The 11940-nt window shown below is 57.9% G+C and carries 12 protein-coding genes; 11 read left to right on the top strand and 1 reads right to left on the bottom strand.

Annotated features, from left to right (window positions below):
* Positions 1 to 55: 55 nt before the first annotated feature.
* Positions 56 to 2995, bottom strand: coding sequence for an FAD-binding and (Fe-S)-binding domain-containing protein (locus RBB62_RS04560; RefSeq protein WP_309397501.1), 2940 nt, complete (start codon positions 2993 to 2995; stop codon positions 56 to 58).
* 283 nt (positions 2996 to 3278) lie between these two features.
* Between RBB62_RS04560 and RBB62_RS04565 the strand changes: the two genes are divergently transcribed.
* The 11 genes from RBB62_RS04565 to RBB62_RS04615 all read left to right on the top strand — a co-directional run bounded on the left by RBB62_RS04565 (position 3279) and on the right by RBB62_RS04615 (position 11885).
* A complete protein-coding gene (locus tag RBB62_RS04565) occupies positions 3279 to 3752 on the top strand; it encodes a flavodoxin domain-containing protein (protein ID WP_309397503.1) in 474 nt (157 codons plus the stop codon).
* Positions 3745 to 4689, top strand: coding sequence for a ChuX/HutX family heme-like substrate-binding protein (locus RBB62_RS04570; RefSeq protein WP_309397505.1), 945 nt, complete (start codon positions 3745 to 3747; stop codon positions 4687 to 4689). The genes RBB62_RS04565 and RBB62_RS04570 overlap by 8 nt, the downstream gene beginning before the upstream one ends.
* Positions 4690 to 4794: 105 nt before the next feature.
* Positions 4795 to 5190, top strand: a complete 396-nt coding sequence (locus RBB62_RS04575) for a hypothetical protein (protein WP_309397507.1) — start codon at positions 4795 to 4797, stop codon at positions 5188 to 5190.
* 2 nt (positions 5191 to 5192) lie between these two features.
* On the top strand, positions 5193 to 5645 hold the full coding sequence (locus tag RBB62_RS04580) for a Fur family transcriptional regulator (protein ID WP_309397509.1): 453 nt from the start codon (positions 5193 to 5195) through the stop codon (positions 5643 to 5645).
* 141 nt (positions 5646 to 5786) lie between these two features.
* Positions 5787 to 7136 (top strand): adenosylmethionine--8-amino-7-oxononanoate transaminase, encoded by a 1350-nt coding sequence (bioA, locus tag RBB62_RS04585; protein ID WP_309397511.1) that lies wholly within the window; start codon positions 5787 to 5789, stop codon positions 7134 to 7136.
* 32 nt (positions 7137 to 7168) lie between these two features.
* Complete coding sequence (gene bioB / locus RBB62_RS04590; RefSeq protein WP_309397513.1) at positions 7169 to 8260, top strand: biotin synthase BioB; 1092 nt, start codon at positions 7169 to 7171, stop codon at positions 8258 to 8260.
* Between the two features lie 6 nt (positions 8261 to 8266).
* Complete coding sequence (gene bioD / locus RBB62_RS04595; RefSeq protein WP_309397515.1) at positions 8267 to 8938, top strand: dethiobiotin synthase; 672 nt, start codon at positions 8267 to 8269, stop codon at positions 8936 to 8938.
* Entirely contained in the window at positions 8872 to 10062 is a 1191-nt protein-coding gene (locus tag RBB62_RS04600; RefSeq protein ID WP_309397516.1) for an aminotransferase class I/II-fold pyridoxal phosphate-dependent enzyme, read from the top strand. The genes bioD and RBB62_RS04600 overlap by 67 nt, the downstream gene beginning before the upstream one ends.
* On the top strand, positions 10059 to 10667 hold the full coding sequence (locus tag RBB62_RS04605; protein ID WP_309397518.1) for a hypothetical protein: 609 nt from the start codon (positions 10059 to 10061) through the stop codon (positions 10665 to 10667). Before RBB62_RS04600 ends, RBB62_RS04605 begins: the two co-directional genes overlap by 4 nt.
* On the top strand, positions 10664 to 11389 hold the full coding sequence (locus RBB62_RS04610) for a methyltransferase domain-containing protein (RefSeq protein ID WP_309397520.1): 726 nt from the start codon (positions 10664 to 10666) through the stop codon (positions 11387 to 11389). Before RBB62_RS04605 ends, RBB62_RS04610 begins: the two co-directional genes overlap by 4 nt.
* A 49-nt stretch (positions 11390 to 11438) precedes the next feature.
* Positions 11439 to 11885, top strand: coding sequence for a Fur family transcriptional regulator (locus RBB62_RS04615; RefSeq protein WP_309397522.1), 447 nt, complete (start codon positions 11439 to 11441; stop codon positions 11883 to 11885).
* Positions 11886 to 11940: the final 55 nt, after the last annotated feature.

Genomic DNA, 11940 nt, shown 5'->3' on the forward strand with positions numbered 1-11940 from the left:
ACTTAAACGCTTTGCAATGCAAAGCATGCACGGGGATTCGCTTTGCATCGCAAAGTTAATTCCTCAATGCCGCGTGCAGGATTTCGGCCGGATGGAGCGCAGTCTTCTGGGCACCGTCGTGGATTTGGTGACGGCAGGACGTGCCGGCAGCCGCAATGATGTCGCCTTCGTCCGCGGCGCGAACGGCTGGCAAGAGCGCGAGTTCGGCCACCTTCATGGAAACCTGATAATGCTCGTGCTCGTAGCCAAACGAACCCGCCATGCCGCAGCAGCCGCTGGGGATCAGCACCACGGCGAAATTTTTCGGCAGTGTGAGCGCCTTGAGCGATGGCTGCACGCCGACGAGCGCCTTCTGGAAGCAGTGGCCATGCAGGCGCACGGTGCGTTGCTCGTCGGTGAATTCAGTGTCCTTGATCCGGTCGGCGTCGAACTCGCGGACCATGAATTCCTCAAACGTAAAGCAGTGCTCGGCGGTCGCCTTGGCGCTGGCTTTGCGGTCACCATAAGCGAGGTCAACGGCTTCGTCGCGGAAGGTAAGGATGGCCGACGGCTCGATGCCGAGCATCGGCTTTTGCGCGGTTACTTTGCCATGCAAAGTATCGGTGTTGTGGTTGATGAGCTCCTGGGCGTGGCGGACGAATCCTTTCGACAACCAAGTGCGGCCGCTTTCTTCGACGGGCGCTAGATCGACCTTGTAGCCGAGGCGCTCCAACAGCTCGACGGTCTTAATGCCGACGTGCGGATCGCCGTAGTTGGTGAATTCATCATTAAATAGCCAGACTTCGCCAACCTTGCCAGCGTTGGCGTGTGGCGTGTGTTTCTTGAACCACGTCTTGAGCGTCTGCTTCGGCATGAGCGGGATCGTGCGATCCGGGTGGAAGCCAACGAGGAAGTTGATCGTCTTGCGAATGCTTTCCGTGCCAAACAGCGCGTTCCAAGCCCAAGGCGCTAGTCGCGCGAGCTTCTGGCTTTGCACGTATTTCGCAATCATCTTCGAGCGCTGTGGCGCGCCGTGGATGTCGTAGTAATGTTGCATGAACTCGGCCTTGAGCTTGGCCATGTCCACATTGCTCGGGCACTCGGATTTGCAGCCTTTGCATGACAGGCAAAGGTCGAGCACTTCCTTCGCGTCCTTGTTGCCAAAGGCGGCTTTGGCGTTTTGCGGACCCTCGGTAATGGTTTGGCGGAGGATGTTCGCACGGGCGCGGGTGGTGTCCTTCTCATGCTTGGTAGCCATGTAGCTCGGGCACATGGTGCCACCGGCCTGGACGCTTTTGCGGCAGTCGCCGGAGCCGTTGCATTGCTCGGCGGCGTGGAGGAAGCCGTGGATATCCGAGAAGTCGAAAATGGTTTCATACTCCGGGTAAGGCTTGTCCGGGCCGTAGCGGAGCGCGCTGTCCATCGGCGGCGTGTCGACAATCTTGCCCGGATTAAAAATATTCTGCGGGTCGAAGGCAGCCTTCACGCGCTTCATCATCGCGTAGCATTCTTCGCCGACCATCAGAGGAATGAACTCACCGCGCAAACGCCCGTCGCCGTGTTCGCCGCTGAGTGAGCCGTTGTATTTGCGAACGAGAGCTGCGATGTCTTCGGCGACGCCGCGAAACTTCTGCATGCCGTCTTCGGTCTTGAGATTGAACATTGGGCGCGTGTGGAGCTCACCCGAGCCGGCGTGCGCGTAGTAAACGCAGTCAATGCCGTGCTTCTCGCGCATGATCTCATCGAACTCCGCGATATATGCGGGCAGGTCGCGCACGTCGACAGCGGTGTCTTCCACGACTTCGCGGGGCTTGGCGTCGCCAGGGATGTTGCTCATCAGGCCTTGACCGGCACGGCGCAGTTCCCACACCTTGGCTTGGTCTGCCCCACGGAGGACCGGGTAGGCATAGCCGAGTTTAGCAAACTTCAGGTTGTTGATCAGGTGCTCGATGGCGCGGTTGACTTCGTCTTCGGTTTCGCGGCGGATGTCGACAACGAGGATCGCGCCAGGATCGCCCTCGACGAAGAAACGGTTCTGCAACTGCTCGCGATTGCGCTTGGTGGCCTCGAGAATGTTGCGGTCGATCAGCTCAACAGCGAACGGCTTCTCCGCCAGCGCGAGGCTCACGGAATTCAAGGACTCCAGCACCGTCTCAAAATGGCCCACGACAAGCGCGCTGTGGGGCGGTGGCAGGGGATTGCAGTCGATCTCGAATTCAACGCCGATGAAGAGTGTGCCCTCACTGCCGGCAATGAGCTGGCAGAGGTTGAAGGGCTTGTCGGAATTCGGGTCAAACACATTGGCGTCCATCAGCATGTCCAGCGCGTAGCCGGTGTTGCGGCGCGGGATGCTGGACTTGGGGAAACGCTCGGCAATGGTTGCGCGGTTTTGCGCGTCGCCGAGCAGGTCGCGGCACTCTCGGTAGATCGAGGCCTCGAGCGAATCGCCCTCGCACTTGGCGTTAAACTCGTCGGGCGTCAGTGCGTGGAGCGAAACTTCGCTGCCATCGCTCAAGAAGCCGCGGCAGGAGATCAGGTGCTCTCGCGTGCTGGCGTAGACGACGCTATTGGAGCCACAGGAATTGTTGCCGACCATGCCTCCAATCATCGCGCGGTTGGCCGTGGAAGTCTCCGGCCCGAAGAGCATACCGTGGCTGTGAATCGCCTGATTTAGCTCGTTGCGGACAACGCCCGGCTGGACGACGACGCGGCGTTGTGCCCCATCAATTTTTTTGATCGCATTGAGTCGCCCTAGATCGACGACAATGCCGTTGCCTACCACCTGCCCGGCGAGCGAGGTTCCAGCTGTACGAGGGATGAGCGAAAGGCCGTTTTCGCCGACAAAATTTATCAGCGTGGGGATGTCGCTCTCAGCCTCCGGAAAGGCCACAGCAGCGGGCATTTCCTGGTATTCGGAAGCGTCGGTTGAATACAGCCGACGCATCATTTCGCCAGTGTTCAACTTGCCTTTAAATTGTTCTTCGAGGGATGAGAAATCGATCGCGGGGGAGATCATGATTCAGGCTTAAAACATTTTCCGTTAGGCGCAATGTCAGATTAGCTATAAATTTGTTGTCGCCTATGCCTAATAAGTAGGGCGAATACTGGTTTTGCCTGGAATGAAAAGAAAACCCCAACCGAATGTTTCCTCCGCGTGGCCCTGATCGGTGTGACGGGTTTTCAACAATGTATCGACGGACGTTTTACCGTAAACTAAGATGAACGAGGGGAGATAAATATACGAAATTTTCAAAGAGGGCTTGACTTATTTTGAGAAAATGAGACTCAGTCTAAATATAATGATTACGAGTCCCGACGAAAACACCACTCACATTATTTACGGCACAGTAACGGGCAACGCGCAGGATCTCGCAGAGCGATTTTCTGATGAATGCGATGCCAGAAGTGTCAAGCACACGCTGAATGCGGCCGAGGATTGGGAGCTGTCGCGGTTTGCCGAAGTGAAGCGTGTGGTGCTGATATTCTCCACCTGGGGAGACGGTGAGCCGCCCGATGACGCCATCGAATTCTGTGAGGCGCTTTACGAGCAGAAGGTCCCGGTCAACCACTTGGAGTATTACGTGGTAGCCTTGGGAGACAGCGCTTACGACGACTTTTGCGGGTGCGGTCGTCGCTTGGATGACGCTTTGAAACAGGGAGGCGCGAAGCCCCTGGCAGATCGCGTGGAGTTGGATGTCGATTTTGACGATGGCTTCGACGCGTGGGTTGCACGTTTCTTTGAGGCCAACCATCCAGTCGGGCAAGATGCATAAGAAGCCGCAGTCTGCCAATCGGTTAAGCGGCCAGCAACCGCAGGACGCAGTCACGCGCACGCGCTCTGAGCTCTTGCATGTGTGCGAGCTTTACTGTGCGCCGGAGGGGCTTCTGGAAGCGGCTAATACCGTCGGCCCTGTACTTTGCTTTGCGCGTAATCGGCATTGCATTTTGGGGTATTCAGGTTCGCTGCCCGACTTGAAAATTGGAGGTGGCTTTTTGCGGGGACTGTCCGCAGACGCCTCTATGACGCTCCATTTTGATCGCTGGCGATATGCGTATATGACCCATGAGCAGGCCTGCGACTGTGGCGCGATGATGGGAGTAGAGTTCTTCGATGAAAACCGTAATGCCATCTTTCGTGTCGCGTTGACGCCGGATTCCGACCGCATGGCATGGCGTGAATTAACGCAGACTTACCACCTGCGTTGCGTGTCGGGAGAGGAGTTCGGAGACTGGCGACGGTTAGCTGAGCTACAGCCGATGGATCAGGCCAGACACGCAGCGGCTGCCGACACGTTGACGCAGGCTGATGTCTGGAGCGCGCCGTTTTATGCGGGACGTAGCTCGGTGGAATTCGAGATGGGCTTTGATGGTGATGATTACTTGGCGACGGCCGTAATTGCGGAGGCAATTGAGGAAGAGCAGGAAATCGTGCTGACGGCCAGTGGAGGCTTTGGTTGTCTCGGAGTCCCGCTAAAGCCTTGCTCACTGGAAAGAATCCATGATGGATGGGTATTTGTTGGTGGGGAAGGGCGTGCAATGCGGCTCAATACGCGTGCTGTGGCGCAATACTGGATCGGTCTTCATCGCAATGGCGATCAAGGTTTCAGTTACTTCGAAGCCGTTGATGTATTCGGTGATTTAATCTTCCGGCTTACCTCGGATAATGCGCAGAGCTACCGATACTGGCAGGCACTTGCGCGAGTATATTAATTGTAGGCTAATGTATTCGGGGCGTTTGTCTAATGAATATGACAAATGCAGCTTTTGTGAATTTCCTGCTTGCGAATGAGTCGCAGTCGCGTATTTTTATTGCTCATGAGAAGCGAAGCAACAGAGCCCACCTTGCCGGAATCCGTGGTCCGACCGCTCTGTCAGCCTTTCAAGAAGGCGGCCGATAGTGTGCTGGATCTTTACGGGATGACGCAAACCGCGTCGTCGCCCGGGCAATGCGTGCAATGCTTTTTCAAGCTGCTGCACGTTTCGGACGCACATTCGCAGGCCGCACTTGAGCCTTTAAAATGCTGGATGGAAGAGCATATCGAGGTCTCGATTCGCGCTGGTGACGCACATTCAGGGAGTTTTCCGCTCTACTTGGATGCGCCTGATTTGGATCAACTCTGTGAGAGCGTTTTGGAGCGTGTCTGTCTGGATACGATGACGCACACCCGGCCGATTGAGCTATCATTCGAGTTTCGAAACCATGTTGCCTAGCCATGCCGGAATCAGCACAAATAGCTTTGGAGACGCAGCTCGACGAGTGGGAAAACCTGCTTAAAAAATCCGGGCATCGCATCACCACGCCTCGACGCGTAATTGTGCAGTCAGTGTTGGAGCAGGCAGGGGCGTTTAATGCCGAAGAGCTCTTGGCCAGCGCGCGGCAAGTTGATGATCAGATTTCTCTGGCGACTGTTTACCGGACGATCAACGTGCTCGTGGAATGCGATCTGGTGCGCGAAATCGACGGTGCCAGCGACAAGCAGCAATACGAGGTCGGCTCCGGAGTGGATACCCAAGCCTACTTGGTCTGCGATGATTGTGGAAAGACCATTCCGCTGCACGACGATTGCCTGATCTTGCGCGAGCGTCTGCTCATCAAGCAAATGGGCTATTCGGTCAAGCAGGTCAGCCTGCGCGTGCGTGTCGTTTGTGACGGCAATTGCGAGTAATAATTCGCTGAAATACAACACTTTGACATATTCTTGATTCCGTCTTGCTAGAAGTCGGAAACTTTTTGTTAATGCAGTTGTTCTTTTTGCTTAACAAAAGCAAAACTAATCCTATATTTGAAATGTATAAGGTTAATGAATATGTCAGCTGAGCTCCAATCCGCGCATTCAGAAGCCACGTCCGTCGACGCGTTAGACGTGGCGCGCTGCTGGCATCCATTCGCGCAAATGCAGGAGTATACCAGCCACCCCCGCGTGCAGATTGCCAGTGGGGAAGGGTGTTGGCTGACCGATGTTGAGGGCAAGCGCTACCTCGACGCCAATGCCTCGATCTGGACAAACGTCCACGGTCATCAGGATGCGGATTTGAACAACGCCATCATCGAGCAGCTCGGCAAAATGGCGCACTCGACTTACTTGGGTCTCGGCCACGAGCCCGGCGCTCTCCTCGCCGATAAGCTTTGCGAGCTCACCGGCCTGGACCGCGTGTTTTATTCGGACAACGGCTCCAACGCGGTCGAGATTGCGCTAAAGTTGTCGTTCCAATATTTCCAGCTCGTCGGCCAGCCACAGCGCAAGCGTGTCATCGGTCTATACAATGCCTACCACGGCGACACCTTCGGCACGATGTCGGTCGGCGACTCGGGTATTTTTCACGAGCGCTTTGACCCGTGGAAGTTCCCAGTGGAGCGCATTCCCGCGCCGACTTGTGAGGAGTTTGGTGGAGAAGTTTTTGCGAGCGATATGGCGGAATCCCTCGCGGCGCTCGATGCCCACTTGGCGAACTTTGGCAACGAAGTCGCAGCCGTAATCCTGGAGCCTTGGGTGCAGGGCGCGGGCGGCATGCTGCTCCAGCCGAAGGGCTACCTCGCCGAGGTGCAAAAACGCTGCCGCGCGCACGGCGTGCATTTGATTTTAGACGAAGTCTTCGTCGGCTTTGGTCGCCTGGGTCCGATGCTCGTGGGTGAATCCGAGGGCGTGACGCCGGACTTCTACTGTCTGGCCAAGGGGCTAACTGCCGGTTACCTGCCACTCGCGGCGACTGTGACCAGCGAGGAAATTTACGAAGCCTTCCTCGGCGAATACGGCGAGTTCAAGGCATTCTTCCACGGCCACACGTTCACTGGCAACCCGCTGGGCTGCGTCGTCGCGCTGAAGAACATCGAAAAGCTCGAAGCCATGATGACAAGCGGCGCACTTGCTGAGACCATTGCCAATTTCGAACAATTTTTCCGCGACCTGCGCGAAGCGCTGCCAGACACCTTTGTCCTGCGTCAACGCGGGCTTGCGAGCTCGCTGGACCTTCCGGCGGGCGACCGCACCTTGCGTCGCGGCATGCATTTCTGCATCGCGTTGCGCGAACAAGGTGTTCTCCTGCGTGCGTTGGGCGACAGCATTTTAATCGTCCCGCCGCTGGTCATCTCCGCCGACGAACTGAATTTCTTGAAAGCCGCGCTCCTGGAAACTTTGCAGGACAAAGCTTACCTTTAACCAACACCAACCGTCATCAAACCAACAATACCATGACACTCGACGAAATACGCGACATCTACAACCTGCCGATCACCACGCTGATTTTTCGCGCCCAGCAGGTGCACCAGAAGTATCAGGACCCGGCGGGCGTGCAGCTTTGCACGCTCAAGTCGATCAAGACCGGCCGTTGCTCGGAAGATTGCGCCTACTGCCCGCAGTCCGCGCACAACCAAACTTTTGTGGAGCCCGAAGTGCTGCTCGACACCCCCATGATTCTCAAGGACGCGCAGGCGGCCAAGGACGGCGGCGCATCGCGCTTCTGCATGGGTGCTGCCTGGCGCCGCGTTTATAACACCAAGCAGTTCGACAACATCATCGAGACGGTCAAGGGCGTGAAGGACATCGGCCTCGAAGTGTGCTGCACCCTTGGCATGCTCGACGCCGCTCAAGCCATGCGCCTCAAGGAAGCCGGCTGCGACGTTTACAACCACAACCTCGACACCTCGCGAGAGTATTATTGCAAGATCATCACGACCCGCAGCTACGACGACCGCTTGCAGACGATTCAAAACGTCCGCGACGCCGGTATGGAAGTCTGCAGTGGCGGCATCCTCGGCATGGGCGAATCCATCGAAGACCGCCTGAAGCTCTTGCTTGAGCTTGCCAGCATGAGCCCGCAGCCGGATTCCGTGCCGATCAATGCGCTCGTCGCCGTGAAGGGCACGCCGCTCGAAGATCAGAAGTTTGTCGATAGCTTTGAATTCGTCCGCATGATCGCCACCGCGCGCATCATCATGCCGAAGGCGATGGTTCGCCTGTCCGCCGGACGTACCGAAATGAACGACGAAATGCAGGCGCTGTGCTACCTCGCTGGCGCAAACAGCATCTTCCTCGGCGACAAGCTCCTCACCACCGCGAACCCGAATGCGACGGATGACCGTCAGCTCCTCGACAAGCTGGGCTTGCATGCGTTGAACCCGGACGACGCACGTAAGATCCACGCTGCAGCCGATGCAGAAGGCCACACGCACGAAGATCCTTTTGCCGAGCACCTCGAAGAAGGCGCAAGCTCCTGGGCGCATGCCTGCGAAGGCGAATGCGGTCACGATCACGAAGCCGAAGTAGAAACCGCGAAAGCCTAACGCACCATGCCCACGGTCCTCATCAGCGCAAACGATACCGGCGTCGGCAAGACGTGGGTGTCCGCCGCCATTGCCCGCTTGTTGGTCGGGCAGGGGGCGACTGTGCAGAAGGTGAAGCCCGTGGAAACCGGTATCGAAGCCGGTGGTCATGGTGACGCGGAATTCGTCCATCAAGCTTTGCAGGACAAAGCAACTTTGCCCGGCAAAGCTTCGGTCCACACTTTGCGGCGCTTCACCAAGCCAATGGCTCCGGTGGAGGCCGCGCGTGAGGACGGTGCGGAACTCTGCTTTGATGAACTCGTACGTGAAATTGATAAATTGCCAGACTGCGACTGGCGCATCGTAGAGGGTGCCGGTGGCCTCTGCGTTCCTTTGGAAGGCGGGTCCACGCCGCGCGATTGGGCGGACTTTGCCTTGGCGATCAAGGCGGATTACGTCGTGCTTGTCGTGCAGGATCGCTTAGGCGCAATTAACCAGGCGCGCCTGCTCGCGCACTATGCAGGTGCCAAGGGGTTGAAGGCCGGTTGGTGGCTCAACGAGGCTCAGCCGGATACGCCGAACGACATCCGCATCGTCAATAACGACGTGCTGGAGCAGTTGGCTTTTCCACTGTGGGCAGTGCAAGACTACGGCGTGGATTTGCCGCGCAGACTGGAGGCGTCATGGTTGACGTGGTGAGCAGCTTTTGGGATCGCGTGGACACTGCGTTGGCTGAGCGCGATACGCAGGGCTTGCGGCGTTCGCTCAAGGCGCGCAGTGCTGAGACGGGCATCCTTGATTTGTCGAACAACGACTACCTGCGGCTCTCGCAACATCCGGCGGTCATCGCGGCCGGGCAGCAAGCTTTGGCGAAGTGGGGGGCGTCGGCGACGGCTTCCCCGCTCATCTCGGGCTACACCGCAGTGCACGCCGAGCTGGAGCAAAAGCTGGCTGCGTGGGCGGGCTTTGAATGTGGTCTCGTTTGGAATTCCGGCTACGCAGCGAATCAATCCGTGCTCGGACGCCTGCCGCAAAAGGGCGACATCGTTCTCGCCGACCGCTTGATTCACGCCAGCATGGTGGAAGGCGTCCTGCGCTCGGGTGCGCGATTGCAGCGTTACCGTCACTTGGATGTCGATCACTTGGCGGAGCTGCTGGCGCAGCATGCCGATGGCGAACGCACGGTGTTTGTCGTAACGGAGTCGGTGTTCTCGATGGACGGGGATTACCCTGACCTCAACGCGATGGCGGAGCTGAAGGCACGCTACGGCTTTGTGTGGATTGTCGATGAAGCGCATGCTGTGGGTTGGTACGGCGAGCGCGGCAGCGGACTGGTGGAAGAAACCGGCGTGACGGTGGATGTCGATGTTTTCGTCGGGACCTTGGGCAAGGGCCTTGGCTCGATGGGCGCGTTTACTTTGTTTCGCAAAGCAAGTTTACGGGACTACCTGATTAATTTTGGCGGCGAGTTTATTTACTCCACTTACCTTGCGCCCGCGAGCGCAGCGGCGGCGATTGCCGCCGTGGATGTTGCACAATCCATGAGCGCAGAGCGCGCGCAGTGGCGTCAGCGTTCGCGTGAAGTGCGGGCCGCGATTGCTGCGCCGGATGGTGACTCGCCGATTCTACCCGTGGTCATCGGCGATGCGAATGCCACGATGCGCGCGGCGGAAAGCCTCTTAGGCAAAGGCTTCAAGGTCGGCGCAGTGCGCCCGCCGACCGTGCCAGCAAACAGCAGCCGCTTGCGAATCTCGCTGAGTACAAAGCTGTCTGATAGTGACTTAACCCGCCTCGTCGAGTCGTTGGAGGAGGCGCAGTCATGAAGGAATGGTTGTGGATTGGCGGCTGGGGCTTGAGCGCTGAAATGCAGCAGCAAGTCTTTGCTGCGCGTTGGCCGGAGTTTGAGCACACGGTACTTTACCCAGGTAAGCTTTGTATCGCAAAGTTAAAGACGCTGCTCGAAGCTGGCGACGTTAAGCGCTTGGGCGGGTATTCGTTGGGGGCTTTGTTGCTTTTGCGTGAGCAAGCCAATCTGCCGAAATTGCCAACAATGCTGCTGGCGCCGATCCTGGACTTCAAGGCGGAGGCTTTGAAAGGCGGGCGCGTGGATGGTCGGCGTTTGAGCGTGCTGCTGCGTTGGTTGCTCCGTGATCCGATTGATGCGCTAAATGACTTTTACCAAACGGCGGGCTTGAAGGCTTCGGTTGATGTGATGCCGCCTTATGACGTCGATGATTTGATCTGGGGCATCGAGCAGCTTGCCGCGCCGGGCGTTGATTACTGGCGCTGGGAGCACGTGCATGCCTGTCTGGGCGAGCGCGATGCGTTGCTGGATGCGGCGCAGTTACAGCAACTGTGGCCCGAGTTGGTGATCCTGCCGGACGCCGGCCATGATTTTTCCGAACTGCTTGAGGAGGTCGCGATATGATGCGTTTTGACGAGCGAGCACATTGCTACGCGCAGCACGCCCATGTGCAGCGCGATATGGCGGATTGGTTGGCCGAGTGGCTGGACCCGTCTGTGAGCTCTCATTGCCATGCGTTGGAGTATGGCGCGGGCGAGGGGATGTTTACCCGCCGCGCGGCTCCTAATTTTAACCACCTGACCGCAGTGGACGTTGCGCCGCGCATGGTGGAGCAGGGCCGTCAGGCCGCGCCGGAAGCCGAATGGCAGGTGGGTGACGCCTGGACCGGTTTTGGCATGGATGCATCCGTGGATTACGTGGTCTCCTCCAGTATGATGCAGTGGTGTCCGGACCCGGTGGAAATTTTGCGCCTGTGGCGGAGTAAGCTGCCGAAGGGCGCGCGCATGCTGCATGGTTTTTACGTGGAGCCGACGCTGAAAGAATTGCGCGCATTACAGGGCGAGGTCGCGGCGCCGCTGACGTGGTTTAGCGCCGATCACTGGCGGGCGGCGTTTGAGGACGCTGGTTGGCAGGTGGAGCGCTTTGAGGCGGAAGACCGCTGCATTGTTTATAAGAACGCGCTCGATTTGATGCGCAGTTTGCATGGCGTGGGTGCGGTGCGCCAAAGCCAGATGGGCAGCGCGAGTCTGCGCCGGTTGATCCGTGAATACGACCGCCGACATGTGGCGGTCTGCGGCGGGGTTTACGCCAACTGGTCATTCTGCAGGGTGCAGGCCATTTCCTGATGCGTCTCGTGCTTGCCACGGACGTGGCTGGGGCGGTAATCTTTGCGCCGTGTCAGATCACCACCATCATCATCACGTTGCGAACGTCGACAGCGTCCTCGAGAAATTACGGGACCACGGCATGCGCGTGACCGGTACGCGGAAGCGCCTGACTAGCGTTCTGTTTGACGCTGGGCAACCGATGTCGATTGAGGCCATTCATGGTAAACTGGGCCGTAAAAGCTTCGACCTCGTGACGCTATATCGCTGCCTGGATGCCTTTGAGGAGATCGGTGTCGTGCAGGTGGTTCGTGATGAGCACGGCAAGGCCCTCTATGAGTTGATCGACGCCGAGCACGGCCATCATCACCATGTGATTTGCCGAAAATGTGGAAACATCGACTGCTTGGACACCTGCGCGATTGCGCCGTTTGAGGCCGCTGCCCGCCGGTTGGGATATGATGATCTATCCCACCGGCTAGAGCTTTACGGCGTCTGCGCGGATTGCCGCGGGTGACATTTTTGACGCAACCCAACGCTTGCCAAGCTAAGCGCGATTGGCTGTAGTCGCT

The organism is Cerasicoccus maritimus (assembly GCA_031296935.1).
In the GTDB taxonomy this organism is placed as follows: domain Bacteria; phylum Verrucomicrobiota; class Verrucomicrobiia; order Opitutales; family Cerasicoccaceae; genus Cerasicoccus; species Cerasicoccus maritimus.